Origin of the sequence: Hafnia paralvei ATCC 29927 (assembly GCF_001655005.1) — a bacterium.
In the GTDB taxonomy this organism is placed as follows: Bacteria; Pseudomonadota; Gammaproteobacteria; order Enterobacterales; family Enterobacteriaceae; genus Hafnia; species Hafnia paralvei.
Window position 1 is genome coordinate 150,197 of the sequence record NZ_LXET01000041.1, and the last position, 26,664, is coordinate 176,860.

Below are 26,664 nucleotides of genomic sequence, written 5' to 3' on the forward strand. Positions count from 1 at the left end.
TTTCAGCGGCGATTAGACCACAACGTTTCTTGTAAAATCTCGCACACGAAAACCGAGCAGCGCTAACGCCGCAAAATAGGAACCAGCCCCTACCACCACAACCAGCAATAGCCGCAGAATGCGCATCAGCATATTGCCAGTGTCCCATGCAGGCATGAACCACATCATTCCAATGAGCACCGCCGCCATGACAACGACCGCAATCACGAGCTTAGTCAGGAATAGCACCCAACCAGTCTGCGGTATATACATCTTTTGCTTACGCAGTTGCCAGTAGAGCAAGCCCGCATTAAGACATGCCGCCAGCCCGATAGAAAGTGACAGTCCAGCATGTTTAAATGGCCCGATAAAAGCTAAGTTCATTAATTGAGTCATAATCAACGAGGCTATTGCGATTTTTACCGGCGTTCTAATGTTCTGATGTGAGTAAAAGCCCGGAGCTAGAACCTTCACCAAAATAATCCCCATCAAACCGACGGAGTAGGCAATCAAAGCCCGCTGAGTCATCTCAGTATCAAAGGCCGTGAACTGACCATACTGGAACAGGGATGCGATCAAGGGTTTGGATAAAATCCCCAAAGCCACCGTACTTGGCAATGCCAGAACAAAGCACAGGCGTAACCCCCAATCCATCAAACGAGAATAATCGTCTAAGCGACCGCTAGAAACGCTTTTTGCCAGCGAAGGCAGCAAAATAGTGCCTAAAGCAACACCGAGAACACCTGATGGAAATTCCATCATACGATCGGCGTAGTACATCCATGAAACTGAGCCAGACACCAAAAATGAAGCAAAAATGGTGTTTATGATTAAGGATATTTGGCTGACTGAGACACCAATAATCGCTGGCCCCATCAATCTCATCACTCGCCAAACGCCAGCATCGCGAAGATTGATTCGCGGTAATACCAACATGCCAATTTTTTTCAAATGTGGCAGTTGGTAAGCCAATTGCAGCACGCCACCCACGGTCACTGCCCAAGCTAAAGCCATAATCGGCGGATTAAAATAAGGAGCGGCAAACAACGAGAAGCCAATCATGCTGAGATTTAAAAACGTGGGTGCAAAAGCAGGTACAGAGAATCTGTTCCACGTGTTAAGCACTGCCCCCGCTAAGGAAGCTAAAGAGATAAGCAAAATATAAGGGAAAGTAATACGCAGCAACGAAGCGGTGAGCTCAAACTTGTCAGGATCGCGGAGAAATCCAGGAGACGTTGCCCAAATCACCCACGGGGCAGCAATCATCCCAAGGACAGTGACTAAGGCTAACACCAGCGTCAACATTCCACTGACGTAAGCGACAAAAGTACGCGTAGCCTCTTCGCCCTGCTGGCTTTTGTACTCTGCCAAAATGGGGACGAAAGCCTGAGAGAAGGCGCCTTCTGCGAAAATACGCCTCAATAGATTAGGCAGTTTAAAGGCAACAAAAAAGGCATCTGTCGCCACGCCTGCGCCGAAAATTCGCGCCACAAGCGCATCCCGCGCAAATCCCAACACGCGCGAGAACATGGTCATCGAGCTGACCGCCGCCAGTGATTTTAATAAATTCATGAGTTAGTTTTTTCAACGGTTGCAACCCCTGCAGGTTCACAGCAAGGGCGATTAAGGAGCACTAGTCTACTTATCTGTGGCGGAAGATCTAGCCGGAGATGTTACAAACCAATAGAACACTGACTAAAAATCAACGATTAGCCCTACTGAGAAAGCAAACTTTCTACTATTCGTTGAGCGGCAATAGCCTGTTCTCCCGACGTTAACGGTGCCGTCTGATTTTCAACACAATCGATAAAGTGATTCACCGCCCCGACAAAACCGCGCTGCTCCAACGTAGACTGCCAGCTAGGAATGGGGGATTCGCTAAGCACGGTATCACGCTCAATACTAAGGCTACGCAAATCCTGCGCATCATAGATCGCGCCAGAGGTAACCACCTGCATAACCTCACGCTGCGAGCCCGCGGCACGATGCATTGACGTCGTTATCTGAGTCTGACCCGCGCTAAAATGGTGCTCGGCATAAATCATCTGCCCGACATCATTGGTATGCAGAATCCCCGATTTCAGCTTCAGATTTCTACCACTCATCCAGAGCGCGGTATCAATGACGTGAAGATAGTCGTCCAACAAGGTAAAACGCACATCTTTAGGACCAATATTTTGATGGCGGTGTTTATCCATGCGGATCGATGCCACGTTATGCGCCTGCTGTTTGATTTGCATATAACGCGGCGCGAAACGGCGGTTGAAGCCCACCATTAAACGACAGTTTTGCTGTTCGGCCAGCGCAATCAGTTGTTCTGCTTGCGCGATCGTTTCCGCCAATGGCTTATCGACATAAACGTGCTTACCACGCTGTAAAAGATCGCTAACCACCTCGAAATGCGTATTCGTGCTGCTATGCACAAACAGTGCATCACACTGCTGAGCCAGCTCATCCAAACGAGCAAAAGCCTGCATGCGATAGCGGTCACACACGGCTTGTGCTTTGCTTAGCGTCGGAGAAAAACCGCCCACTAACTCCCAGCGTTCGGCCTGGCTGAAAATAGGTAAATAAGCCTTTTGAGCGATCCCCCCCAGCCCCACAACGCCAATCCGTAATTTGGTCATAGAAGATCCCTTAATCTGCAAGGTGAGCCAATAGGCTATCTACGCGCGCTTTGAGCTCGGCCACTTCGGCTTCTAACGAGGCAACGCGTTCAGCCAACGAATCATCACCCAGCGTAGCCATTAAGTTGTCTGTCGCAGAGGTGGCTACATTTTCTACTTCGCCGCTAAACAGATGCGCATAGCGGCTTTCTCGCTTACCCGCTTCGCGTTGCAAACGAACGACAAATGGCCCATCCTCACGCGCCGCCAGCTCATTCAACACCTGTTCTACCTGAGTCACATCGCTAAACTCATACAGGCGATTGGTACGCGTACGAAGCTCCCCCGGCGTTTGCGGTCCGCGCAGCAGCAAGCAACACACCACGGCCACTTCAGCCTCAGAGAATTTCAGATTACCAAACTCAGAGTTACAAAACCGATGCTCATATTTCATCACTCGGCTGCCGGGAATGCTCAGCGAGCGCACTTGATGCTTTTTCATCAGCATATCCAACGTCGACTGAACGTCAGACTCACTCAATTCAAGCACCGGATCTCGGTTGGTTTTCTGATTGCACGCCGTGGTCAAGCCATTGAGAGAAAGCGGATATTGATCGGGCGTGGTGACCTGTTTTTCCAAAAAACAGCCAATAACGCGAGCTTCGAGCGGAGATAATGGATTCTTCATGGGTTTACTATCCTTTTGTACATGAATTGTACGAGACTCACTAACGCGGAGCTGTCCATTCCTGATTAATCAGCGCAGTCAACACGTGATCCTGCCACTTACCGTTAATCAGCAGATAATCTTTGGCGTAACCTTCTTTTTCAAATCCCATACGTTTAAGCAACGCACCACTACGCTGATTATGTGGCATATAGTTCGCCATAATACGGTGCATGCGCTGCTGGCGGAACATATAACGAATCGCCGCCTGCGCACCTTCATACATCAGTCCCTGCCCTTGCCATTTCTCGCCCAAGGAATAGCCGAGATAACAGGCATGAAAAGAGCCGCGCAGCACATTGCTAAAATTAGCCACGCCACGAACCTCATTTTCATTCTGATCGAGCAGCAAAAAATAGTAGGCACTGCCTTGTTTTTGTAATTCATTAATCAGCCCGAGTCGGGCTTGCCATCCAGAAGGATAACAGTGGCTTTCATCTCGCACTGGCTCCCACGGTTTCAGGAACTCACGATTCTCTGCGTAATAGTCTGCCAAGCGATATGCATCGCGGTCATGAACCAAACGCACCACCATCCTATCGGTGATTAAACGAACTTTTGGACCGCTATTGTGATAGCCAAACATCTATCCTCCAGCATCACGCAAAAAATATTCATTACACATCACTATAACCGCTCTTTCTATCGTGGGTAAAACCTCCACTGTTGCTAAATTGCTCACTTAGATAGGATTAATCGCTTTTTATTACGTTTTTGTTGTCCAGTTAACGGTTGAAGCCTCGTGCCTCATAATCAAAAGCATTACTCCACGTACTATTTACGAAAAAATATTATTAATCAGCACTATACCCACGCTAAAAATGGGTAGAAAATGAACGGGTAAATCCCTCCCTTTCTTTTTTTCGCTGATGGTGAAACATGTCGCTGGTATCGCAAGCTAGGAGCTTGGGTAAGTACTTCTTATTACTAGATAATCTGCTGGTTGTCCTGGGTTTTTTTGTCGTATTCCCTCTGATTTCAATTCGTTTTGTTGACCAGCTTGGCTGGGCTGCCGTGGTCGTAGGTGCAGCGTTGGGATTACGCCAGCTTATACAGCAAGGGTTAGGGATTTTCGGTGGTGCCATCGCCGACCGTTTTGGTGCCAAACCGATGATTGTTATTGGTATGCTGCTGCGTGCTGCAGGTTTTGCATCGATGGCCGTTGCCAGCGAACCGTGGATTTTGTGGCTATCCTGCGCGCTTTCTGCGCTCGGCGGTACGCTGTTTGATCCTCCTCGTACCGCGTTGGTGATTAAACTCACTCGCCCGCACGAGCGTAGCCGTTTCTATTCGTTGCTGATGATGCAGGACAGTGCCGGAGCGGTCGTAGGCGCGTTGATTGGTAGCTGGCTGCTGCAATATGATTTCCATTATGTTTGTTGGGTCGGTGCGGCCATTTTTGTACTGGCAGCCCTATGTAACGCATGGCTATTGCCGGCCTATCGTATCTCTACCGTACGTGCGCCAATCAAAGAAGGCATGATGCGCGTTATTCGCGATCGTCGTTTTCTACTCTATGTTTTGACGCTAACGGGCTATTACATGCTGGCAGTGCAGGTGATGTTGATGCTGCCAATTATGGTTAACGAAATAGCGGGTACACCAACCGCCGTGAAATGGATGTATGCCATAGAAGCGACGCTATCACTGACGCTGCTCTATCCTATTGCTCGCTGGAGCGAAAAACATTTTCGTCTTGAGACTCGGTTGATGTTTGGCCTGCTTATCATGACGATCAGCATGTTTCCCGTTGGTCTCGCCACTGAAATTCGCACGCTGTTCATTTTGATTTGCTGCTTCTACTTCGGTTCTATTATCGCAGAGCCAGCCCGCGAAACCCTCAGCGCATCGCTGGCCGATCCGCGCGCACGGGGGAGCTACATGGGCTTTAGTCGCTTAGGTCTAGCGCTCGGTGGCGCTATTGGGTATACCGGCGGCGGTTGGATGTATGATACAGGGCAAGCGCTAGGTACGCCGGAGCTGCCGTGGTTCTTACTCGGCGTGGTCGGTTTAATGACGCTGGCATTACTTTACTGGCAATTCAATCAGCGCCGCATTGCTCCCGCAGTATTAGGGGGTGGTTGACCCCTTCCCTTTGGCCATTAACCGCGTTCTGAATTTTAGTCATTATCCGATTTAGAACGCGGTTTAATCCGTCTAAATTGCGCTAATCGCTTCACGCATCCATACATTAATTTAGCCTTAGCAAGTGAAGTGTTTCCCCTGCCCGCTGCAGTGTTAACAGGATGAAACAGAACGTCTCTTTTTATGCGAGGTTAATCTATGTCACAATCATCGTCATAGATTTTATACCCATCATACTTCAAGCTGCATGTGCTTTGGCTGGTCAAATTCGCGCCTGACAAATTTGTCACCAACTTGCCGCTTCAATGCAACTCGAATTATTTAGAGTATAGTTTTTTAATTAGCACGCTTATTTTCGGTATTAAGAGGTCAGATAGTATGAAAAAGGTTATTTATCTCGCAGGGATCGTTGCTGCCGGGCTGGTATTGTCGGCCTGTAATAAGCTGACCCAATACACAATTACCGAGCAGGATATGAATCAGTACCTGCAAAAGTATAATAATTTCCAAAAACAAATTGGAATTTCAGGCTTGGTGAATGCGGATATCACCGTCGATCAATTGAGCAGTCAAATTGGCCGTACCGACCCCAATAAAATTACGTTAACCGGTCATGCAAAAGTCAATATCAGCTCGATTCTCGGCCCACAAACCAGTGATATGCAAATCACACTTCAAGCGCAGCCCGTATACAACGCTGAGCAAGGTGCGATTTTCCTACGCGATATGGAATTAACTGATTACACGGTTAAACCTGAAAAAATGTCTGGCGTGATGAAGGCCGTCGTGCCCTATTTAAATCAGTCACTGAAAACATATTTCAACGAAAAAGCTGTATATACGCTAGATCCTAATAAGAGCGAAAAAGAAGCCTTAGCGAAAAAGTTAGCCAAAGGCATCGAAATTAAACCAGGTGAAGTCATTATTCCCTTTACAGACTAATTATTTGTTAGTCTTTATCTGACGCGATAAAAAAAGCCTGTTCTCATCATGAGCACAGGCTTTTATTTATTCAGACCCCAACCGGAGGCTCGACTATTCTGCGTCGTTTTCTTCTGCAGAATCGACACTTTCAGACAGTTCATCCCACATTGCTTGCACGGCTTCACGGGTCAGTTCAGCCAGCGTACGATAAAACGCCGTGGTTGAATGTGCTTCAACCTTACCTAAAAATTTACCGCACCACGGCAAGAGATACTCATCAAACAGCGTGATTTGCGCCTGCACTTCATCTTCTGCTGACTGATCTTCCAGCCATGAGGCTGCCAGCAATAGTTGACCAAATGAATCTGATGCCTGCTCACCCAATGGCATTCCACGCTGGGTCAAAAAGTCACGAACGTCTTGTTCGCTGGCATTTTCCTGATAGTCACTGCGGTGAAGATCGACGGAAGCCTCGTCACCAATAAACATGGCGGCATAGTCTGCACTCAGAGCAGCACGATCTTTAGCCGCCGCTTGCAAGCGGGTCAACAACGCATCTTGCTCGATAGGCCAAAACTGTTGCAGCTTGCCCTGTGCCATCAGGTCAAAGACCGGGGTCAATAATGCGTCTTGCGGCTGACGGGAAAATAAACTGCCTAGTAAACGGCAAATAATAGAAAAATCGTTCATCTAACATCCTGAAAAATAGGGCCTGATAAGCACAGCCTAGATAGGTGACACCGTCACTTAAAACGGTTCAACCATAAATTTACCAATCGGCAAGTTCGGGAATAGCACGCTTACCCCGCGCGACCAAAAAGTCGAGTAAACGCCGCGGCGATACATTCAGCACGCGCTCCTGCGGGAAGTTTACCTCATTCATGATGCGGATACAGTGATCAAAATTTCCCAGAGAAAATGCTACGTGAGAATCAGAGCCTAAGGACAGATAGCCACCGGCGTCACGAACCGCCTCTGCAACCGCACGGCAGTTATCTTCGCTACCGATCCGAGAATGGGTAAATGAAGAGTTATTCAGCTCAAGCGCCACATTGTGTCGCGCGGCAGCTTCAGCAACGGCGCGGATATCAATGGGAAACTTGGGATTGCCGGGGTGGCTGATAATATCGGCATCACCATTTTCTATGGTGGCAATCATCGCCTGTGTATGGCTATCGCGGTCGCGCGGCGCAAAAACGGGCTCATGGAATCCGGCAATAATCAGATCCATCTCTTCGAGCATTCGGCCTGTGCAATCAATGTCGCCCTGCGTGTTTTTAATGTTAGATTCAATGCCACGCAAAATAGCAATGTCGTCCACCACGCGTGGCCAGACACGCATATTCATAAAATGCCAATAATGCGGCGCATCAGCCATATCAGGACCGTGGTCAGTGATGGCAAACAGCTTGATTCCGCATTTCTTTGCTTGAGCAATATAATCGTGGAGGGTGCTATAGGCGTGGGTGCTTGCCACGGTGTGCATATGTAAATCTACGGGATACATGGCTTCTCCTGTCTATAGCCTGTCAGTTTTAGTACCGACAGGCGATTCCCTATAAGGTTAGCAAATAGGCATGATTCACACAGTAATGAATCGTGCTTTTGCATTTCCCAAACCAATAGACATTGCGCTCAAATCGCAATGTCATGGGAAAATTAATAACCTAAATCCATGTTAACCACACCTTCTGGTGTCTTCCCCGCTTCAATCGCTCTGATATTTTGAGCCACATAATCCATCGCGACTTCAGGCAAAGTAATCGCGGCAATATGCGGAGTGATGGTCACTCGCGGGTGTTTCCAGAAAGGATGTTCCGGCGCAAGCGGTTCTTTGGCAAAAACGTCGAGCGTCGCCGCGGCAACCTGCCCTGACTCCAGTGCCGCTAACAGAGCATCTTCTTTCATATGCGCGCCGCGCGCTAGGTTAATGATATACGCGCCAGCATTCAGTTGAGCAAACAAAGACCGATCGAGAATCCCCACGGTTTCAGGCGTATTCGGCAGCAGATTTATCAGCAACTGAATGCCCTGTAGGAAGGACGCAAACTGCCCTTTGCCATAGAAGCTTTTCACACCTGAATAATGTTTCTCTGTCCGGCTCCAGCAGCGAACCTGAAGGCCAAAAGACGCCAAACGTTCAGCGACTTTACCGCCGAGAACACCGGCTCCCAAAACGCCCACCACAAACTGAGAAGCATCATGCGGTGCCAAATATTTCCATACACCCTCGCGCTGTTGCTGCTCATACTCATCGAAGCGGCGGAAATAACGCAGTGCAACGGCGGCGGCGTACTCTTCCATCTGCAGCGCCATGCCGGTATCTTCCAAACGCACGAGAGGTACACCGTGCGGTAACGTCCCTGGGTGCGCTCGTTCCTGAGCTAGGATCGCATCAACTCCGGCCCCCAATGCAAATACACCGCGCAAATCCTGACGACTAGCTAACATTTCAAACGGTGGTTGCCATACCAAAGCATAATCTGCGGGCTTATCATCGCCGGGCTGCCACTGACGGATATTTGCTTCAGGTAAACGCTTACGCATACCATCCAGCCAAAGTTGCGCATTAAAAAACGGATGGTAGTAAATGATGTTCACTTCGAGCCTCCTGTTTTTATATTCTCATGTTGTATTTGCTTTACCGATGGGCTAAATCGCCTGACGCTGTTGGTTGATTAAGCGACGCAACAGCGGAATGAGCAGCATGAGCACCACTCCTGTCGCGACAGAACCCCAGCCTAGCGCATTAAATACGCTGCTGTAGCCCGGATTCGTTTCTAGAGGTGTGCTGCCACTGTTTTGCGGCATCAAGCTAGAAACATATCCTGCCAGCACCGAAGCGACGCCGGTAACCATCATCCAGCACCCCATCATTAATCCCTGATGGCGCGCGGGTGCCAGCTTCCCAATCATGGCGTAACCAATGGGCGAAATCATCAACTCGCCAAAGCTTTGCAGAACGTAACTCAGCGCAATCCATTTGAATGCAACGAGTCCATCGCCACCCGCTAATTGAATACCCAGTGGCAGTACCAGCATACCTAACCCCATGCAAAACAGTGAGGCACAAAATTGCAAAGGGATATCGATATTGAAACCACGTTCGCGCAGACGTTTGAACAGCAACGCCATCAGCGGACCACCGACGACAATCACCACGGTATTAATATTTTGGATCCACTGCGGCGCGACACGTAAACCATAGACATTAAGGTCGATGTTGTGCTCGGAGAACAACATCAGTCCCATTGGTGCAAGTTGGTACAGCGACCAGAACACCAGTGAGCCCGCGGCAAGAATCAGATAGGCCACCATCCGGCGGCGCTCATCGGCTTCCCTCTGACGCAGAGTCATAATGCACAGCATAATGAAAATCAGAATACCGAGCACGACCACAAAGTAACTGCTGAAGTCGGCATGCGTGAGTAAGACGCGAATAATCGGCACTAGAGCAACTAAAACGGCGAGTCCCACCAGCATTCGCAAGTAGAAAGCGCGTTTCGAAGCCTGTTTCAACGGTGTATTAATATCGGCCAGAATCTGCCAACGTGACAGCGTCACAAGAATAGCCACCGCGTTACCAATAGTGGCAAATAGGAATAACGCACGATAGTTTTCGCTAAGTTGGAAGTACCCCGCGACGGCAAATCCGGCAAAAAAACCGAGATTCATGCCGGCATAATTCCACAGGAATGCGCCCTCACGGCGATCGTCATCTGGTGCAAAACGCTGGGTCAGCATCATATTCAGGCAGGTTACGTTCAAACCGCTGCCGGTCAGGAACATCGCCAAGCCCCAATACAGACCAGAGACACCCATTTCAGCGATCATATAACAGCCGATAACCTGTAAGACCATGCCAAGAACAAACAGGTTACGATTACTCAGGCAGCGTCCACCGAGATAGCCACCAAACAGATGTAAACCATAGTTGAATGCGCCAAACACGCCCATCATGGCGTTAGCATCGCTCTCGCTGAATCCTAAACGCTTGGTGGCATACAGCACCAACGTGGAATAGAGCACCGCAAAACCGAGGGTAGAAAAAGTTTGAATAAAGAATAGAGCACCGGAGCCTACCGGAATGGCGCTACGATGCGAAGATGATGGTGTCGTCGAGCTCACCGTTTTCCCCTTACAATTTAATGTTGTACACACTCTTCCTGAGAGATGCCAAGAATCAGACTCAGCGGGCTTGTTGGTTATTATTCCATTATATTTTGTTCAAGCTTCATCCTCATTTAGCGGGATAAACCTCCAAAACACCAGTGTTAATGTTGTTATTCCGTCTATTTAGTCATTATTTATCCAGTTTATCGGCGTAACTATTCACTTCTAATGGTTTTAAAAACTTCAAGCGCCATCCGTTATAGAGATCGAGATTGCTGTTTTTATATATAAAGCCCATTACAATTCTGTTTTTGTCATCAATAAAGGCTGTTTATGCGTCTGCGAATTATCGTCCCTACTCTTCTGGCTGGCTTATGCCTGTTAGCACCTATGGCGAACGCCGAACTCTCTACAATCGAATCCCCCACTCCCTCCGCAGACTGGCAACACACAGAACAACAGGCAAAGGGCCAGACGGTGTATTTCAACGCATGGGGCGGAAGCACGCAGGTCAATAATTATCTGGATTGGGCAACCAAGGAACTACAGGCGCGTTACGGAATTACACTTAAACAGGTCAAGGTGGCTGATATTGCTGAAACGGTCAATCGCATTCAGGCTGAGAAAACCACCGGAAATACACAGAACGGTAGTGCTGATTTATTATGGGTCAACGGTGAAAACTTTAATGTCCTAAAACAGAATGGCTTGCTCTACGGGCCTTTCGCAGCATCGCTACCTAACTGGCGTTGGGTGGATAAAAAGCTGCCTGTCACACAGGACTTCACTGTACCAACCGACGGTTTTGAAGCGCCTTGGGGCGTGGGGCAGTTAGTCTTTATTCATGATATGCACACCATGCCGAACCCTCCCGCCGATCTGTCCGCCTTACTTAATTATGCAAAAGTCCATCCGGGTCGCCTCACCTATCCGCGCCCACCGCAGTTTCATGGTTCCAGTTTCTTAAAAACAGCGCTGATAGGTCTAACCTCTGGTGTCGCCTTAGATAAACCGGTTGATCCCGCCACGTTTCAACGCGATACCGCATCGTTATGGGCTTATCTGGATGCCCTGCATCCTTACCTATGGCGTCAAGGGAAAGTCTTCCCCACCAGCGATGCCCAGATGATTCAGATGCTAAACGACAATGAGTTGGATATGGCGATTACCTTCAACCCAGGTATAGCGCCAGCCGCCATCGCCGCAGGCAGCTTGCCACCGGATGCGAAAACCTACGCATTGAATCAGGGTGCATTGACCAACGTACATTTTCTGGCTATCCCGTTCAACGCACGCGCCAAGCCTGCTGCCCAAGTCGTCATTAATTTCCTGATGTCACCGGAGGCTCAGGCTCGTAAAGCTGACGGTGCACACTGGGGCGATCCCAGCATTTTGGACGTTGCCCATTTACCCGCAGGACAAGAAGCACTGTTTAAAGACAGAAAAACCCTGTTTAATGCCATCGCTGAACCTCACCCATCGTGGCAGGTCGCTTTAGACGCCGAATGGCAAAAACGCTACGGTCACTAATGGCTGTTGCAAAAGACATCCGTTATCGTTGAGGAAAACAGCAATCTGTTGATTGTTTGGCTAAACAGTTGGTTTTGATAAAAATAAAGTTGACGCACCACGCTGTTTTCCCTACATTAGCGCCCATCGCAACGGCGACGTTAGCGATAAAAACGGTGAGGTGTCTGAGTGGCTGAAGGAGCACGCCTGGAAAGTGTGTATACGCGAAAGCGTATCGAGGGTTCGAACCCCTCTCTCACCGCCATATTCTCGTAGAAAGCCCTGAATGAAAATTCAGGGCTTTTTGCTTTTTAGCGGTCAGTGACAAAACACAGCATAAAGCGCTAAATGACATTAAGCTTCACATCGATATTGCCACGCGTGGCGTTCGAGTATGGGCAGACCTGATGCGCTTTTTTCACTAGGTCTTCGGCTACGCTTCGTTCAATGCCCGGCAGGCTGATATCCAGTTGAACTTCGATACCAAATCCGCCTGGGATTTCGCCAATCCCCACGGTGCCTTCAATTTGTGCCTCTGCTGGCACTTTAACTTTCTCTTTTGACGCCACAAACTTCAATGCTCCCAGGAAGCAGGCCGAATAGCCAGCGGCAAACAGCTGCTCAGGATTAGTGACAGCGCCACCTGCACCGCCCATTTCCTTAGGCACTCCCAGTTTTACATCTAGCACGCCATCGGATGAAGTCGCACGACCGTCTCGTCCGCCAGTCGCTTTTGCTTTGGCTCGATAAACCACTTTTTCAATCGACATAGTATTTCTCCGTTTATGAATGGAAGGTTTATGAATGGAAAGATCGTAGGGTCGGAAAAGTTTTGCTTATTAACTGTAGTACATGAACTGTAGTACATGAACTGTAGTACATGACCGCGCAGGATGATGTCAGAGTGCTCTGATTGGCTATTCCCTCGCCAGATAAGCATTTGAGCTGAAATTATTCTTGACCGTCTCAGCATGAATCCCTATAGTAGCGCCCCGTTGCAGTGTATAGCACGGCGACGAAACGGTGAGGTGTCTGAGTGGCTGAAGGAGCACGCCTGGAAAGTGTGTATACGCGAAAGCGTATCGAGGGTTCGAACCCCTCTCTCACCGCCATATTCTAGAAAAAAGCCCCGAATGAAAATTCGGGGCTTTTTTTGTATCCATAAAACGATGCTAAACAGTATCTCTCAGCCCAACCATTCTCAGCTGAGCCGAGAGAAACAACGCTTATTTCCCTGCGTTTTTCGCTGCCAATGAACGCAACAAAACGCCTAAGGTCGTACCGTTATGCAAAAGTGTACTGGCGTTAGTCAGGCGAATATTGCTGTTAACCCACGCCCTCGCCCGTTAAAAACACATTTAATCCTAACGCCGTTTCTGTTCTCAGAGACGGCGTTTTACTTTATCCCTCGCATGAAATCGCATGAGTTATAAATAACAGATCTAGCGGCCTGTCCGGCCGGACGGTATGCTGCAATTTTAGATTAAGGATTAGCGCATGAGCTCTGAAGACGAACTAGCACAACTTGCTGCTGAAGAAGCCAGCCTCCAGTTTTCTGCGTTTAATGCAGAAACAGCCTGGGCGCTGGGTACTGCCCTCAAGCAAGAGGCCGAGCGTCGCGGCGTGGCCGTCAGCATTGATATTCAGCTGGCGGGACATACCCTATTTCATTATGCAATGCGGGGAACATCTCCGGATAACGCAGAGTGGATACGTCGCAAACGTAACGTTGTCAGCCGTTTCCACAAAAGTTCTTATGCCATCGGGCTACGTTTGCAGCTGCGGAATGCGACATTAGAAGAGCGTTATGGATTAAGTCTGAATGACTATGCTGCGCACGGAGGGTGTTTCCCGCTGACGATCAAAGACACCGGATGCGTCGGCACAATTACGGTGTCTGGTGCTCCGCAATTGGAAGATCACCAGATAGTAACAACTGTAATATCTCGTTTTCTCGGGCTAACCTCTTGTTAACGTGACTAACCGTTAAAACATCCATTTAAGCTTATTGATATGCGCCGTGGTGAGAACAAGGAAAATGTAGAATGAAAAACCATGGAGTAAAAAATGAGAAAACAGTCATGTAAATATCAGTTATAGATATTTATTGTTGATATTTAAACTAAATAGCGGACATTTTAAAAATTCGGTGCTAATTCTATTCCCACACTAAATAATAGGACGGCACCTATGTTAATAACTTCTTCCTCACTAATATCAAAATGTAAGAAAACCATTGGCATTATTACACTCAGCGGCGTATTTATTTTGAGCGGCTGTAGTTCGATACCTAAAAGTATTGAAGGTAATAATAGTCCCATTCTGCAAAAGAATTTTACCTCTGTGCATAACTCACCGAATCTTTACCAAGGACAGCAGGTACGCTTTGGTGGGACCGTCGTTAACGTCATTAATCGAGACAATGCAACACTGCTAGAAATCGCGGTACTTCCACTGGATAGCAGCGCTAAGCCGGAAATCAACCAACCCTATCAGGGACGGATTATCGCTAAAAGCGATAAATTTCTCGATCCTGTCAACTTCCGCAACCATCTCGTGACGGTGTTAGGCACCCTTACCGGTAGCCAAAAAGGCACCGTTGGTAAAACACCGTATAACTTTGTCACGATGAATATTGAAGGCTATCAGGTCTGGCACCTCACCGAAACTATCCAGCCTATCGCCGAGTGGGACTATGGCTTTGGACCGTATTGGCAAGCAGGTCAATGGAATAATGGCTTTGGTCCCGATTGGGGATGGTACGCGGCCGATGAAGGGCAAGTCGTCACAACGGTCACCCAGTGATACGTGTCTGGCACTTATATTCTCAGCAGCACCTGCTGCTGAGATTTTATTGCGTACAGATACCGCATAGGCAGTATGCTAATTTTTTAATGAGTTAATATATACGTTAGTGCTGATAAACTTAAAACTAAAGATAGAAATATAAAAAGAATAAACATCTTCGATGACAAAGAATAATCCATAGACAAACGCTCCCTAAAGAAATAATAAAAATGCAAAAAGATAAGTTAGGGAATCTAGCAAAAACCAAAATAAAAATAAACAGTCCACAAAAATGATAGTAAACGTGAATATTTCATTAAAAATGAAAAATGATATATGAATTTTAAATAAGAAAAACTAATCGCATGATAAACAATGAGTTAGCTAACAGAAAAATAGCGTTTGGTTTATTATCAAAATGGGCTTATAACCACAAACACACCTCTTTTCTTAATATGTAACATCATTATTAAGCCAGTCTAATATCAAATACCTGACTTTAAGGTGGAAATTCGAGTCTAACCGTTGCATCCTCCCCTCGCACTCAACATCGTTTTATCATTCGCCGCAGGGCTGAAAAATAGAGGCTTTTTACCCCATAAGAGGCCGTTATAGACTTTAGTCAAAGTAATCTACCTCAACAGAGTGTAAACTTGCATCGATGGTGGTTGATTCAGGAATTAAACGTTTTGCCTGATGAAAACAGTGGTTAGAAATTGTGCCCTTCTTTGAGATTCTGCTTCATTTAGCAATACCCCGAATAATTGACGTGATGTCAGTCGGCTAGCGAGCATAGTCGACAGCATAATTTCAATTAGGATGGGAATGACAGGCTTAATGCTGTTATCGCCGTGATTATGTTACGCATAATTTGAGATGCTAGCCTGATATAAGTGACGCAAACTTGGGGTGTACCAAGATTGTACCCATTTTGTCACCAGTGGGAGTCCATCGGCCTTGCGTCGATGGTGTAGTACTTGATCCTTTCTTATGGAGCTAGGTCACTAGCTAACAATTTGCATAATGAAAACGCATAAAATTAACGGCATCATGCCGTTTAGCGCGCTGATAGAAGCCTGCTGGCGTGAACCGTATAACGCCCAGCGCTTCGTCAAAGATATTATTGCGGGTATTACCGTTGGTATCATCGCCATACCTTTAGCGATGGCTCTCGCCATCGGCAGTGGCGTCCCGCCACAGTACGGTCTTTATACTTCCGCAGTAGCGGGCATCGTCATCGCGTTAAGCGGCGGCTCTCGCTTTAGTGTTTCAGGGCCAACGGCGGCGTTCGTCGTCATTCTCTATCCTGTATCACAACAGTTTGGCCTTTCAGGACTTCTGCTTGCCACTCTGATGTCAGGGGTATTTTTGTTGCTAATGGGGATGGCCAGATTTGGTCGCCTGATTGAGTACATCCCTCTGTCAGTCACGCTTGGTTTTACCTCGGGGATTGCCATTACCATTGGTACCATGCAAATCAAAGATTTCTTTGGCTTGCATCTGGAACACGTTCCAGAAAGCTATTTAATGAAAGTCGCTGCACTGGCGCAAGCGATGCCCACCATCAGTTGGGCAGACACCCTGATCGGCGCAACAACGTTGGCGGTTCTGGTTTTCTGGCCCAAATTGGGATTACGCTTACCGGGTCATTTGCCCGCGCTGCTCGCAGGAACTGCGGTGATGGGTATCTTTGCCCTATTCGATACTCATGTTGCTACCATAGGCTCTCGTTTTAGCTATCTACTCGCCGACGGCACCCAAGGCCAAGGCATTCCGCCGATTCTGCCACAGTTTGTTCTACCGTGGAATTTACCGTCGGGTACTGGTCAGCCTATTGACCTATCGTGGAAAACACTCACCGCGCTGATGCCTGCCGCCTTTTCCATGGCAATGCTAGGAGCCATTGAATCACTATTATGTGCCGTGGTGCTCGACGGTATGACAGGGAAAAAACATCATTCTAACGGAGAGCTGATTGGGCAAGGCTTAGGGAATATTGCAGCGCCATTCTTTGGCGGCATTACTGCTACTGCGGCCATTGCGCGCTCGGCAGCTAACGTTCGTGCCGGTGCAACATCACCCATATCTGCCGTCATACACTCACTGCTGGTGATCCTCGCCCTTCTCGTCTTGGCGCCGTGGTTATCATTCTTACCGCTGGCAGCCATGGCCTCGCTGCTGCTAATGGTGGCATGGAACATGAGTGAAGCACATAAAGTCGTTTATCTACTGCGCAGAGCGCCCAAAGACGACATCATTGTCATGCTGATGTGTATGTCACTTACGGTGTTGTTTGACATGGTAATTGCGATTACCGTCGGAATTGTGTTGGCATCACTGTTGTTCATGCGCCGTATTGCACGGATGACGCGCCTGAGCGTGTTGAGTGAATCCGTTGAAACCTCGACGCTTATGTTACGTGTCAGTGGACCGCTGTTCTTTGCCGCTGCCGAACGTATTTTCAGCGAACTGCTGGAACAAAGCGAAAACTACAACACGATTGTGATGCAATGGGATGCCGTCCCCGTACTGGATGCCGGTGGGCTCAACGCCTTCCAACGCTTTGTCGATGCACTGCCGGAAGGTAAGCAACTGGTGATTACTGATATCCCATTCCAGCCGCTAAAAACGTTTGCACGTGCCCGCATCGCACCAATCGCAGGCAAATTGGCATTCTTCTCAACGTTGCCTGAAGCCGTTAAACATTTGAACGACTCAGCCAGCTTATAATTCTGCCCTACTTCACGAGATGTAAAAAAGGCACGCTCAACGGCGTGCCTTTTCTATTTTTTATACCGTGGGATTTAGCTGCAAAGCTAAATCGCCAAAACAGCTATCAGTTAGACGTATCTAACTCTGGGAAGCTTTTCACTAGATCGTCAATCGCTTTCATCTGAACCAAGAACGGCTCAAGCTTATCGAGCGGCAGCGCAGAGGGGCCATCACAGCGCGCATTGGCTGGGTCTGGATGAGCTTCAATAAACAGACCCGCCAAACCAATCGCCATACCAGAACGAGCCAGTTCGGTCACCTGAGCACGACGGCCACCGGACGCAGCGCCAAACGGATCGCGGCACTGCAGTGAGTGAGTCACGTCAAAAATCACTGGGCTGCCTTTGGACGCATTTTTCATCACGCCGAAGCCCAACATATCCACAACCAGGTTGTCGTAACCAAAGTTAGCGCCACGGTCACACAGAATGATTTTATCGTTGCCGCCTTCTTCAAACTTATCAACGATGTTACCCATCTGGCCTGGGCTTAAGAACTGTGGTTTTTTGACGTTGATAACCGCACCCGTTTTCGCCATCGCTTCAACCAAATCGGTTTGGCGAGCCAAAAATGCTGGCAACTGAATTACATCAACCACATCAGCCACAGGCTGAGCCTGTTCTGGAGTATGAACGTCGGTGATGATTTTAACGCCGAACGCCTGTTTGATATCTTGGAAAATACGCATTCCCTCTTCCAAGCCTGGGCCACGGTAAGAGTGAATCGAAGAACGGTTGGCTTTATCAAAAGAAGCCTTGAAGACGTAAGGAATACCCAGTTTTTGAGTAACGGTAACGTAGTGCTCACAGATACGCATCGCTAAATCACGCGACTCCAGCACGTTCATACCACCGAAAAGAACGAACGGCAGATCGTTCGCGACTTTGATATCACCAATGCTGACAACTTTCTGTTTCATGCTTGCGCCTTAATATTCAAGTAACCGTGTATACCTTTCAGCTTTGCCGCTGTGCCACAGCCGCAACAAAACTTCTGGCATAATTAATATTGATAAGTGGAGGCAAAATAACCAATTTAAAGCCCACGCGCATTGTTCTCGCGCACAGGGTAGAAAATAAAATCACTCAGTGCAGAACGATATTTTTCTGCTCAATCGAGTGTATCTGTACCTTGATAACCTCAGAAACCGGGTCCTCAGGACATTGTTCTACAAAGTAGCTGAGGTCGGAAACAGCAATGTGGTTGCAATCTAACTGGGCATAAATCAGCCCGCGATCGCGAATTTCATAGGGGTCTTCAGGATCGAACTCCAGCAAGGCCTCACAGGCACGTAATGCGGGCTCTATCTGTTTCTCTTCCATCAGCGCCGCTTTCAGCGTACTCAGCATTTTACGCACTACCATGCTGTTTTCAGCTTCGTCGAAATCCGTATCTTCAAGACTGGCCATCAAACCGAGATTGCCTTTCAGCCACACTTCCAGCATATGTTCATTTAACGTTTCGCCGTTTAGCGGGTTAATGAGCCACATCTCTTCGTCTAACCAATCCGCACGCATAATCAGCTGGGTCGGGAAAATCACTGGCTGCAACGGCAAATCAAGTTGATGGGCAATATGCAGAAACACGATCCCCAGAGAAACTGGCGTCCCTTGGCGAGAACTCAGTACCTTATCGAGCCACAATGCATCGGATAAGCGGTACACGCCGCCTACGCCGCCAAATCCCCACTCATTGAAGAAGAGATCGATAAATTGCTCAAGTTTCTGATCCTGATCCAGTTCCGCATCAATATGCGCCAGCGCCTGCTCAGACAGTTGCTGCAACGACTCGCGCACTGTATCGGCAGGAAAATCACGACGTATAGTCTGAGAAACCAGAATAACCCCTTCGCTCAGCGGGAAGCGGTTAAACTCAAAATCAGCTATGGAACTCATACATACCCCATCAGCAACGGCATTTTCGTCATTGCCAGTTTAATAATTAAATACATACACGCGAGTGCCGCTACGAAAGCAAAACACCTTACTTTTTGGCTACGTGGTCGTTTGCTCAAAGCAACATAGCCGAGCACCACATAAATAATAACACCGACCAGTTTTTCCGTCAGCCACGTCCCCTGCGGGGTAAAAGGATAGAAGTGGGTGATAAACACTAATGCGATACCCGTAGCAAAGAGTACGGTATCGTTCACATGGGGCGTTATCTTCACCCAACGACGCTCCATCATAGCGGAATTACGCCATTTCCAGAAGAAACGCAGAATGAATAACACGATGCTTATCGCCACCGTCAACAGGTGCAGATGTTTAATCCCAATATAAGCTTCCATACGTTTCCTCTTCTTTTATTATTTTACGGCGTCGAGCGCGATGTTGACGCATTTTACGGTGAATAAGCGTGCCACTGTCCTAACGTAATACGATCATTATTGCCGTAGTCCTTCTCCGTAACCACGTCAGTAAATCCGCGCGTTTTAAGCAACTGGCGCACAGCCTCTCCTTGCTGCCAACCATGCTCCATGATAAGCCATCCCCCCTCAATAAGATGATCGGGGGCATATTCCACAATATGGCGCAAATCAGCGAGGCCATTTTCCGGTGCAACCAACGCACTGGCAGGCTCAAAACGGACATCCCCCTGCGAGAGATGCGGGTCGGATTCATCAATATAAGGCGGGTTACTGGCTATCAACGCAAATTGCTGAGCGCCAACGGGGTCATACCAGCTTCCGGTAACAAATGTGACGTTAGTAAGGTTTAAACGCGAGGCATTACGCGAGGCCAACGCTGTCGCATCGGCCGAATAGTCAACGCCAACAAACTGGCAATCAGGCCGTTCTCTAGCAAGGGCTAACGCGATTGCGCCAGTGCCGGTGCCAAGATCGAGCACCGAACACGCGGCGACAGGCAGGAGCGCCAACGCTTTCTCCACCAGACACTCAGTGTCAGGACGAGGGATCAACGTTGCTGGCGAAACTTCTAGCGGTAGCGACCAAAACTCGCGCTCGCCAAGCAGATAGGCTACTGGCTCGCCGCGTTCGCGCCTTGCCAACAGCAGTTCTAACTGCTGAACTTGCTCTGGCGTGAGCTCGGTTTCACCAAACGCCAAAATAGAGCTGCGGCTTTTACCAGCGACAAAACCCAGAAGGATTTCGGCGTCGCGCTTGGGGCTTTCGCCGGCACGCAATCGTTCAACCGCCTGTTTTAGCCACTGGTCAAATCGCATTAGTCTTGCTCAGACAGTGAAGCCAACTGGTCAGCCTGATATTCCTGAACAATAGGCTCGATCAGGGAATCCAGTTTGCCTTCCATCACTTCATCCAGACGGTAAATCGTCAGGTTGATGCGATGGTCAGTAACACGCCCCTGCGGGAAGTTATAGGTGCGGTTACGATCTGAACGGTCACCGCTGCCCAGCAGATTGCGGCGCGTTGATGCCTCTTCTTGCTGGCGCTTCGCCATTTCGGCAGCACGAATACGCGCGCCCAGCACGGATAACGCTTTCGCTTTGTTCTTATGCTGAGAACGTTCATCCTGACACTCAACCACAATACCGGTTGGCAAGTGGGTAATACGGATCGCGGAGTCGGTGGTGTTAACGTGCTGTCCACCAGCCCCGGAGGAACGGAAGGTATCGATTCGCAAATCACCAGGATTAATATCCGGCAACTCGGCTTCTGGAATCTCAGGCATCACGGCAACGGTACAGGCCGAGGTATGAATACGCCCCTGAGATTCGGTCGCAGGAACACGCTGAACGCGATGTCCACCCGATTCAAACTTCAAACGGCCATATGCCCCATCGCCAATCACTTTGGCAATGATCTCTTTGTAACCGCCATGTTCACCTTCGTTGGCGCTCATCACCTCGATTTTCCAGCGTCGAGATTCTGCATAACGGCTATACATACGGAACATATCACCGGCAAACAACGCGGCTTCGTCGCCGCCGGTTCCGGCACGGATTTCTAAATAGCAACTACGTTCATCATCGGGATCTTTCGGCAACAGCAGAATTTGTAGCTGCTGTTCCAGATCGGCGATTTGATTTTTCGCTTCAGCAATCTCTTCCTGCGCCATTTCGCGCATTTCGGGATCGTCGAGCATCATTTCCGCCGTGGATAAATCCTCCTGTACCTGCTGCCAGGTCTGGAAACAACGGGTGACGTCGGTCAACTGTGCGTACTCGCGAGACAGCGCGCGGAAGCGGTCTTGGTCGGCAATCACTCCGGCATCTCCGAGGTGCGCCTGCACCTCTTCGTGACGCTCTTGTAATGCTTCTAGTTTGGCAACGATAGAAGGCTTCATTCGTGGCTATTTACCTATATGTAATAAATAAGAGGAACTAATTTTGATCCAGTCCGAGACTATCACGCAACACCTGCAATTTTTCGATGTCGCCGTTACTCGCGGCCTGCTGGAGGGATTTGGTTGGTGCATGAATCAAACGATTGGTCAGCCGATGCGCCAATTTATGGATAACGGATTCTACGTCTGCGCCCTGCGCTATCGCCGCTAAGGCTTCAGCTTCAGCTTCCGCGCGCATTTGATCGGCCTGTGAGCGATAATCTCGGATAGTCTCCACCGCGCCTTGGGCTCGTAGCCAAGCCATAAAGTTAGCACTTTCCTGCTGCACAATATGCTCAGCCTGAACGGCTGCCGCTTTACGCTGGGCAAGATTACTTTGAATAATCGAATGCAAGTCATCCACGCTATACAAATAGGCGTTGGCCAATTTGCCGACTTCCGGCTCAATATCACGCGGAACAGCGATATCCACAAACAGCATTGGCTGGTTGCGGCGAGACTTCAGCGCTCGCTCTACCATCCCCTTGCCGATAATCGGCAGTGGACTGGCCGTCGAGCTAATAATGATATCCGCTTCAGCTAAGCGTTCATCGATTTCAGGCAGCGTGATTACTTCAGCGTTAACTTCATCCGCCAACACCTGTGCGCGCTCACGTGTGCGGTTAGCAATCATCATATGCCGCACTTTATGTTCACGAAGATGACGTGCCACCAGTTCGATGGTTTCACCTGCGCCAACCAGCAACACATTTACCTGAGAAAGTGACTCAAATATTTGCCTCGCCAACGTACAGGCCGCAAAGGCGACAGATACCGCACTGGCACCAATGTCGGTTTCAGTACGTACTCGCTTAGCGACCGAGAAGGTTTTTTGGAACAGACGCTCAAGGTCAGCAGACATTGACTGCTCACGTTGAGATTCCGTATAGGCCTTTTTCACCTGACCTAAAATCTGAGGCTCACCGAGAACCAAAGAGTCCAACCCGCTGGCAACGCGCATCAGATGGCTGACGGCGTCATTATCCTGATACCAATAGAGGCTTTTGTTAACTTCATCTGGGGGAAGTTTGTGATACGCACACAGCCAGTCGACGATCTGCTTATGCAAATCTTGCTGCTGCAAATCCTCGGGCTGTTCCATGCTGAGATACAGCTCGGTGCGGTTACACGTAGACAGCACAACGCCAGCCTGCACCAGTGGCTGCTGGCGTAAGCTTTCAATAGCATGATTCAGCGTTTCGGGTGAAAACGTCACCCGCTCACGAAGTGCTACCGGCGCGGTTTTGTGATTGATTCCAAGTGCAAGCAGGCTCATGACAAATCGTCGAATAGAAAGTCTTTCATTTTGGTTTATTTATACGGACATTCTACTTGATGCGCGAGATCAATAAAAGCCACACGAAATGGGGATGTATCTTATTGAATCAATTTCTGGGTCTTTTACCCTTAATATTTGCGATCGAACACGCAGAAAGCATTGACGCTGTCAGATAAGACCGCTAGCGTTACCCGCAATTATCATTCTCTGCACCACGCCCGAGAATCAGAACGGACAAACCAATGCAAAAATCAAAATTGCTTAAATTACTGCCGCTTAGCTGCGTTCTATTGGCCGCTTGTAACACCACTCAACATAAAGGCCCAGCGGGTAGTCCAACGGCACCACAGTGGCGCGAGCATGAATCTCAGGTACAAAAAATTGCCGAGTACCAAACTCGCGGTGCTTTTGCCTATCTTTCCGATAAGCAAAAAGTATATGCCCGCTTCTTTTGGCAACAGAGTGCACCTGAGCGCTATCGCCTGCTGTTAACCAACCCACTGGGCAGCACTGAGATGGAACTCAACGTCATCCCCGGCGTTGTTCAGCTTACCGATAACAAAGGCAAGCGTTACGTCAGCGACAACGCAGATGACATGATTCGTAAACTGACCGGTATGCAGATCCCGCTGCAAAGTCTGCGTCTATGGATGCTAGGGCTACCGGGCGATGCGACTGACTTCACCCTTGATAGCCAATATCGCTTACAAGACCTGACCTACAGCAAAGATGGCCTGACGTGGAAAGTGAACTATCTGAAGTATGATGCCGACACCCAGCCATCACTGCCAGCCCAATTGGAAATAACTCAGGGCGATCAACGCATTAAACTGAAAATGGATAATTGGACGCTGCAAAAATGATTTCGACCACCAGCATCTGGCCTGCGCCCGCCAAGCTGAATCTGTTTCTCTATATCACTGGCCGTCGTCCCGACGGCTATCATAATCTGCAGACGCTGTTCCAATTTCTGGATTACAGCGATCAACTCGCCATTACGCCACGTCAGGATGGTCAGCTAAATTTGCTCACGCCGATCGACGGTGTACCTAACGACCAAAACCTGATTATTCGTGCCGCCAAACTGTTGCGAGATAACCTGCCTGAACGATTTGCCCACTGCGGCGCGGATATCGCGCTGGAAAAAGTAATCCCAATGGGCGGCGGGCTTGGTGGAGGCTCATCCGATGCGGCTACCGTACTCATCGCCTTAAACACGCTGTGGCAAGCCAATCTTAGCGATAATGAATTGGCCAAGCTCGGTTTAACGCTTGGTGCAGATGTACCTGTTTTTGTTAATGGCTTTGCATCTTTTGCAGAAGGTGTTGGGGAATTGTTACATCCCGCACATCCTGAAGAAAAATGGTATCTTGTTGCACACCCCGGCGTAAATATTCCTACCCCCGCGATCTTCGGCGATCCGGAGCTGAAAAGAGACTCTCCGGTACGGTCTTTGCAGGAACTTCTCCGCATTCCGTACGCAAATGATTGCGAACTTACCGCAAGAAAACGTTTCCGTGAGGTTGAACAGGTCATTTCATGGCTGTTACAATACGCGCCGTCGCGTCTGACTGGCACAGGTGCTTGCGTGTTTGCTGAATTTGACACCAAGTCTTCTGCCCTTCAGGTGCTTAGCAAAGCCCCCGAGTGGATCAAGGGTTTTGTTGCGCGTGGCGTTAACACTTCACCGTTACACCTTGTCCGCTCAGAGTTTATTGAGTCCGTAAAATGATTTTTACGTTTGATGTGCATCGTTCGAAACGCCTTCGGGATTTCTGATACACGTTGATAGCGCGAACTATGAGCACAATTTAGCGCAAGTAGCCACGTTTTGACTCGGCCATTTGTCTTGTTTGGCAAATGAAGAGAGCTTAGACATATTCACCGCCATTGAGGCTGTCGGTAATACGAACAGCCTCAATATCGAGGAATATTTGAGTTCTGAAACACCCGTAGGGTAATGCAGCACGCTATCACCGCCCCCTGTTTAACGTGTCTGTACTACCAACTTCTCTGGACGCAAGCCTGAGGTTCTTCTCGTGCCTGATATGAAGCTTTTTGCTGGTAACGCTACCCCGGAACTAGCACAACGTATTGCCAACCGTTTGTACACCAGCCTTGGTGACGCCGCTGTAGGTCGTTTTAGCGACGGCGAAGTGAGCGTACAAATCAACGAAAATGTACGCGGTGGTGATATTTTCATCATCCAGTCCACCTGTGCACCCACCAACGATAACCTGATGGAACTGGTTGTTATGGTTGATGCACTGCGCCGCGCTTCCGCAGGCCGCATTACCGCCGTTATTCCTTACTTTGGCTATGCCCGTCAGGATCGCCGTGTGCGTTCTGCTCGTGTGCCAATCACTGCGAAAGTAGTGGCTGACTTCTTGTCAAGCGTAGGTGTTGACCGCGTTCTTACCGTGGACCTGCATGCTGAACAGATTCAAGGCTTCTTCGACGTGCCGGTAGACAACGTATTCGGTAGCCCGATCCTGCTGGAAGATATGCTGCAACAGAATCTGGAAAACCCAATCGTGGTTTCACCAGACATCGGTGGCGTGGTTCGTGCTCGCGCAATCGCTAAGCTGCTCAACGATACTGATATGGCTATTATCGATAAACGTCGCCCTCGTGCTAACGTTTCTCAGGTTATGCATATTATTGGTGACGTTGCGGGTCGTGACTGCGTACTGGTTGACGATATGATCGATACCGGTGGCACCTTGTGTAAAGCCGCTGAAGCACTGAAAGAACGTGGTGCAAAACGTGTGTTTGCCTACGCAACCCACCCTATCTTCTCCGGCAATGCGATCGACAACATCAAAAACTCTGTTATTGATGAAATCATCGTCTGCGATACCATCCCTCTGTCTGACGAAATCAAGGCGCTGAAGAAAGTTCGCACCCTGACACTGTCTGGCATGTTGGCTGAAGCTATCCGCCGTATCAGCAATGAAGAATCTATCTCTGCAATGTTCGAACACTAAGAAACTCGTTCAACATGCAGCAAAACGGCGGAGCAATCCGCCGTTTTTTGTTTGCACTGGGTAGGACGCAAACAAAAAAACGCCGCGTTGCGAAAGCATTGCGGCGTTTTAATTTCAATCGCTTTAATATCAATAATGGTAAGCACTAAACCTTAATAACTAACTTGTTCTTAAACACGATCTTATTATTTAACACAACCGTTTGTGAAAGGTTAAGAATGACGAGTATTACGATTACAGCGTTTATCAAAGTGGCGAACCCACCAGTAACGATCGGCGACACGTTCATGACCACCAATACGCGCGCCAACCAGCCATAACAGCGCCCCAACGAAGATACTCATTACGGCACCGTGAGAGAGAAACTGAGGTAGATTAAGCTGAGGTAACTGGGCCAGCACAGAGTAACCTACGCCTCCCACCATGGTGATTAGGCCTAACCCCATAAAAACGTTACCGAGCCTCATGGCAGTTTTACGTTTCATATATCACCTCCTCAAGTTAAAACACTTTATGTGTTACGCCTAACGGCGTTCAATCTTTCCTTATGCTTAAAGTATAGACTCATATCACGTATGGTTATTGCGCC

The 26,664-nt window shown here is 48.7% G+C and carries 26 protein-coding genes and 2 tRNA genes; 12 read left to right on the forward strand and 16 right to left on the reverse strand.

What is annotated here, in order from left to right:
* Positions 1-12: 12 nt before the first annotated feature.
* From murJ to rimJ, 4 genes are all read right to left on the reverse strand, one after another.
* The gene (gene murJ, locus M988_RS11110) at positions 13-1,551 is read right to left on the reverse strand and encodes a murein biosynthesis integral membrane protein MurJ (RefSeq protein WP_008813288.1); all 1,539 of its coding nucleotides are present in this window, start codon (positions 1,549-1,551) and stop codon (positions 13-15) included.
* A 143-nt stretch (positions 1,552-1,694) separates the two neighbouring features.
* A complete protein-coding gene (locus tag M988_RS11115) occupies positions 1,695-2,606 on the reverse strand; it encodes a Gfo/Idh/MocA family protein (RefSeq protein WP_064574141.1) in 912 nt (303 codons plus the stop codon).
* A 10-nt stretch (positions 2,607-2,616) separates the two neighbouring features.
* Positions 2,617-3,273 carry a DUF480 domain-containing protein gene (locus tag M988_RS11120; RefSeq protein WP_039187692.1) on the reverse strand — a complete coding sequence of 219 codons (657 nt, stop codon included), beginning with the start codon at positions 3,271-3,273 and terminating at the stop codon, positions 2,617-2,619.
* A gap of 40 nt (positions 3,274-3,313) precedes the next feature.
* A complete protein-coding gene (gene rimJ / locus M988_RS11125; protein WP_008813285.1) occupies positions 3,314-3,898 on the reverse strand; it encodes a ribosomal protein S5-alanine N-acetyltransferase in 585 nt (194 codons plus the stop codon).
* A 293-nt stretch (positions 3,899-4,191) separates the two neighbouring features.
* On the opposite strand from rimJ, the gene mdtH reads away from it, so the two are divergent.
* Complete coding sequence (gene mdtH, locus M988_RS11130) at positions 4,192-5,397, forward strand: multidrug efflux MFS transporter MdtH (protein WP_008813284.1); 1,206 nt, start codon at positions 4,192-4,194, stop codon at positions 5,395-5,397.
* 378 nt (positions 5,398-5,775) lie between these two features.
* Positions 5,776-6,339 carry a lipoprotein gene (locus M988_RS11135; RefSeq protein ID WP_008813283.1) on the forward strand — a complete coding sequence of 188 codons (564 nt, stop codon included), beginning with the start codon at positions 5,776-5,778 and terminating at the stop codon, positions 6,337-6,339.
* Between the two features lie 93 nt (positions 6,340-6,432).
* Here the strand turns inward: M988_RS11135 and M988_RS11140 are convergent, their stop codons facing one another.
* From M988_RS11140 to M988_RS11155, 4 genes are all read right to left on the reverse strand, one after another.
* On the reverse strand, positions 6,433-7,011 hold the full coding sequence (locus M988_RS11140) for a TorD/DmsD family molecular chaperone (protein WP_008813282.1): 579 nt from the start codon (positions 7,009-7,011) through the stop codon (positions 6,433-6,435).
* 79 nt (positions 7,012-7,090) lie between these two features.
* Complete coding sequence (locus tag M988_RS11145) at positions 7,091-7,828, reverse strand: phosphatase (RefSeq protein ID WP_064574143.1); 738 nt, start codon at positions 7,826-7,828, stop codon at positions 7,091-7,093.
* A gap of 152 nt (positions 7,829-7,980) precedes the next feature.
* Positions 7,981-8,922: a glyoxylate/hydroxypyruvate reductase GhrA gene (ghrA, locus tag M988_RS11150; protein WP_064574146.1), complete on the reverse strand. Its 942-nt coding sequence runs from the start codon at positions 8,920-8,922 to the stop codon at positions 7,981-7,983.
* 51 nt (positions 8,923-8,973) lie between these two features.
* A complete protein-coding gene (locus M988_RS11155; protein WP_020303786.1) occupies positions 8,974-10,449 on the reverse strand; it encodes a peptide MFS transporter in 1,476 nt (491 codons plus the stop codon).
* Positions 10,450-10,767: 318 nt separating this feature from the next.
* On the opposite strand from M988_RS11155, the gene M988_RS11160 reads away from it, so the two are divergent.
* Positions 10,768-11,964: an ABC transporter substrate-binding protein gene (locus tag M988_RS11160; RefSeq protein WP_064574148.1), complete on the forward strand. Its 1,197-nt coding sequence runs from the start codon at positions 10,768-10,770 to the stop codon at positions 11,962-11,964.
* 154 nt (positions 11,965-12,118) lie between these two features.
* Positions 12,119-12,208, forward strand: a tRNA-Ser gene (locus M988_RS11165).
* A 79-nt stretch (positions 12,209-12,287) separates the two neighbouring features.
* Here M988_RS11165 and M988_RS11170 read toward each other — a convergent pair.
* Positions 12,288-12,713 (reverse strand): organic hydroperoxide resistance protein, encoded by a 426-nt coding sequence (locus M988_RS11170; protein ID WP_004090322.1) that lies wholly within the window; start codon positions 12,711-12,713, stop codon positions 12,288-12,290.
* Between the two features lie 252 nt (positions 12,714-12,965).
* On the opposite strand from M988_RS11170, the gene M988_RS11175 reads away from it, so the two are divergent.
* The 4 genes from M988_RS11175 to dauA all read left to right on the forward strand — a co-directional run bounded on the left by M988_RS11175 (position 12,966) and on the right by dauA (position 17,460).
* Positions 12,966-13,055, forward strand: a tRNA-Ser gene (locus M988_RS11175).
* A gap of 385 nt (positions 13,056-13,440) precedes the next feature.
* Positions 13,441-13,917 carry a heme-degrading domain-containing protein gene (locus tag M988_RS11180; protein ID WP_039187686.1) on the forward strand — a complete coding sequence of 159 codons (477 nt, stop codon included), beginning with the start codon at positions 13,441-13,443 and terminating at the stop codon, positions 13,915-13,917.
* Positions 13,918-14,133: 216 nt separating this feature from the next.
* Positions 14,134-14,748 (forward strand): Slp family lipoprotein, encoded by a 615-nt coding sequence (locus M988_RS11185; RefSeq protein WP_008813275.1) that lies wholly within the window; start codon positions 14,134-14,136, stop codon positions 14,746-14,748.
* 1,005 nt (positions 14,749-15,753) lie between these two features.
* Positions 15,754-17,460, forward strand: a complete 1,707-nt coding sequence (gene dauA, locus M988_RS11190) for a C4-dicarboxylic acid transporter DauA (RefSeq protein ID WP_008813274.1) — start codon at positions 15,754-15,756, stop codon at positions 17,458-17,460.
* Between the two features lie 106 nt (positions 17,461-17,566).
* Here the strand turns inward: dauA and kdsA are convergent, their stop codons facing one another.
* The 6 genes from kdsA to hemA all read right to left on the reverse strand — a co-directional run bounded on the left by kdsA (position 17,567) and on the right by hemA (position 23,085).
* Positions 17,567-18,421 (reverse strand): 3-deoxy-8-phosphooctulonate synthase, encoded by an 855-nt coding sequence (kdsA, locus tag M988_RS11195; RefSeq protein WP_004090343.1) that lies wholly within the window; start codon positions 18,419-18,421, stop codon positions 17,567-17,569.
* Positions 18,422-18,587: 166 nt separating this feature from the next.
* A complete protein-coding gene (sirB1, locus tag M988_RS11200; RefSeq protein WP_004090346.1) occupies positions 18,588-19,397 on the reverse strand; it encodes an invasion regulator SirB1 in 810 nt (269 codons plus the stop codon).
* Positions 19,394-19,792 carry a SirB2 family protein gene (locus tag M988_RS11205; protein WP_004090348.1) on the reverse strand — a complete coding sequence of 133 codons (399 nt, stop codon included), beginning with the start codon at positions 19,790-19,792 and terminating at the stop codon, positions 19,394-19,396. The genes sirB1 and M988_RS11205 overlap by 4 nt, the downstream gene beginning before the upstream one ends.
* Positions 19,793-19,845: 53 nt before the next feature.
* On the reverse strand, positions 19,846-20,688 hold the full coding sequence (gene prmC, locus M988_RS11210; RefSeq protein WP_064574150.1) for a peptide chain release factor N(5)-glutamine methyltransferase: 843 nt from the start codon (positions 20,686-20,688) through the stop codon (positions 19,846-19,848).
* Entirely contained in the window at positions 20,688-21,770 is a 1,083-nt protein-coding gene (gene prfA, locus M988_RS11215; RefSeq protein WP_004090353.1) for a peptide chain release factor 1, read from the reverse strand. Before prfA ends, prmC begins: the two co-directional genes overlap by 1 nt.
* Positions 21,771-21,807: 37 nt before the next feature.
* Positions 21,808-23,085 (reverse strand): glutamyl-tRNA reductase, encoded by a 1,278-nt coding sequence (gene hemA / locus M988_RS11220; RefSeq protein WP_008813272.1) that lies wholly within the window; start codon positions 23,083-23,085, stop codon positions 21,808-21,810.
* A gap of 245 nt (positions 23,086-23,330) precedes the next feature.
* Here hemA and lolB point away from each other — a divergent pair, with 245 nt between their 5' ends.
* The 4 genes from lolB to M988_RS23265 all read left to right on the forward strand — a co-directional run bounded on the left by lolB (position 23,331) and on the right by M988_RS23265 (position 26,224).
* Entirely contained in the window at positions 23,331-23,951 is a 621-nt protein-coding gene (gene lolB / locus M988_RS11225) for a lipoprotein insertase outer membrane protein LolB (RefSeq protein WP_004090357.1), read from the forward strand.
* On the forward strand, positions 23,948-24,820 hold the full coding sequence (gene ispE, locus M988_RS11230) for a 4-(cytidine 5'-diphospho)-2-C-methyl-D-erythritol kinase (RefSeq protein WP_061060115.1): 873 nt from the start codon (positions 23,948-23,950) through the stop codon (positions 24,818-24,820). Before lolB ends, ispE begins: the two co-directional genes overlap by 4 nt.
* Positions 24,821-25,127: 307 nt before the next feature.
* Positions 25,128-26,075, forward strand: a complete 948-nt coding sequence (gene prs, locus M988_RS11235) for a ribose-phosphate diphosphokinase (protein ID WP_008813270.1) — start codon at positions 25,128-25,130, stop codon at positions 26,073-26,075.
* A gap of 14 nt (positions 26,076-26,089) precedes the next feature.
* Positions 26,090-26,224, forward strand: a complete 135-nt coding sequence (locus tag M988_RS23265) for a hypothetical protein (RefSeq protein WP_262984610.1) — start codon at positions 26,090-26,092, stop codon at positions 26,222-26,224.
* Positions 26,225-26,287: 63 nt separating this feature from the next.
* Here M988_RS23265 and ychH read toward each other — a convergent pair whose 3' ends face one another.
* On the reverse strand, positions 26,288-26,560 hold the full coding sequence (gene ychH / locus M988_RS11240; RefSeq protein ID WP_008813269.1) for a stress-induced protein YchH: 273 nt from the start codon (positions 26,558-26,560) through the stop codon (positions 26,288-26,290).
* Between the last annotated feature and the right edge of the window lie 104 nt (positions 26,561-26,664).

Excerpts from the sequence above, each read along its gene's own strand:
- kdsA (WP_004090343.1), bottom strand. The coding sequence starts at position 18,421 with ATGAAACAGAAAGTTGTCAGCATTGGTGATATCAAAGTCGCGAACGAT.
- rimJ (WP_008813285.1), bottom strand. The coding sequence starts at position 3,898 with ATGTTTGGCTATCACAATAGCGGTCCAAAAGTTCGTTTAATCACCGAT.
- M988_RS11170 (WP_004090322.1), bottom strand. The coding sequence starts at position 12,713 with ATGTCGATTGAAAAAGTGGTTTATCGAGCCAAAGCAAAAGCGACTGGC.
- M988_RS11205 (WP_004090348.1), bottom strand. The coding sequence starts at position 19,792 with ATGGAAGCTTATATTGGGATTAAACATCTGCACCTGTTGACGGTGGCG.
- ispE (WP_061060115.1), top strand. The coding sequence starts at position 23,948 with ATGATTTCGACCACCAGCATCTGGCCTGCGCCCGCCAAGCTGAATCTG.
- M988_RS11160 (WP_064574148.1), top strand. The coding sequence starts at position 10,768 with ATGCGTCTGCGAATTATCGTCCCTACTCTTCTGGCTGGCTTATGCCTG.
- M988_RS11180 (WP_039187686.1), top strand. The coding sequence starts at position 13,441 with ATGAGCTCTGAAGACGAACTAGCACAACTTGCTGCTGAAGAAGCCAGC.
- lolB (WP_004090357.1), top strand. The coding sequence starts at position 23,331 with ATGCAAAAATCAAAATTGCTTAAATTACTGCCGCTTAGCTGCGTTCTA.
- M988_RS11185 (WP_008813275.1), top strand. The coding sequence starts at position 14,134 with ATGTTAATAACTTCTTCCTCACTAATATCAAAATGTAAGAAAACCATT.
- M988_RS11115 (WP_064574141.1), bottom strand. The coding sequence starts at position 2,606 with ATGACCAAATTACGGATTGGCGTTGTGGGGCTGGGGGGGATCGCTCAA.
- M988_RS11140 (WP_008813282.1), bottom strand. The coding sequence starts at position 7,011 with ATGAACGATTTTTCTATTATTTGCCGTTTACTAGGCAGTTTATTTTCC.
- M988_RS11135 (WP_008813283.1), top strand. The coding sequence starts at position 5,776 with ATGAAAAAGGTTATTTATCTCGCAGGGATCGTTGCTGCCGGGCTGGTA.
- prmC (WP_064574150.1), bottom strand. The coding sequence starts at position 20,688 with ATGCGATTTGACCAGTGGCTAAAACAGGCGGTTGAACGATTGCGTGCC.
- murJ (WP_008813288.1), bottom strand. The coding sequence starts at position 1,551 with ATGAATTTATTAAAATCACTGGCGGCGGTCAGCTCGATGACCATGTTC.
- M988_RS11145 (WP_064574143.1), bottom strand. The coding sequence starts at position 7,828 with ATGTATCCCGTAGATTTACATATGCACACCGTGGCAAGCACCCACGCC.
- M988_RS23265 (WP_262984610.1), top strand. The coding sequence starts at position 26,090 with ATGCAGCAAAACGGCGGAGCAATCCGCCGTTTTTTGTTTGCACTGGGT.
- ychH (WP_008813269.1), bottom strand. The coding sequence starts at position 26,560 with ATGAAACGTAAAACTGCCATGAGGCTCGGTAACGTTTTTATGGGGTTA.
- hemA (WP_008813272.1), bottom strand. The coding sequence starts at position 23,085 with ATGAGCCTGCTTGCACTTGGAATCAATCACAAAACCGCGCCGGTAGCA.
- M988_RS11120 (WP_039187692.1), bottom strand. The coding sequence starts at position 3,273 with ATGAAGAATCCATTATCTCCGCTCGAAGCTCGCGTTATTGGCTGTTTT.
- prfA (WP_004090353.1), bottom strand. The coding sequence starts at position 21,770 with ATGAAGCCTTCTATCGTTGCCAAACTAGAAGCATTACAAGAGCGTCAC.
- mdtH (WP_008813284.1), top strand. The coding sequence starts at position 4,192 with ATGTCGCTGGTATCGCAAGCTAGGAGCTTGGGTAAGTACTTCTTATTA.
- dauA (WP_008813274.1), top strand. The coding sequence starts at position 15,754 with ATGAAAACGCATAAAATTAACGGCATCATGCCGTTTAGCGCGCTGATA.
- sirB1 (WP_004090346.1), bottom strand. The coding sequence starts at position 19,397 with ATGAGTTCCATAGCTGATTTTGAGTTTAACCGCTTCCCGCTGAGCGAA.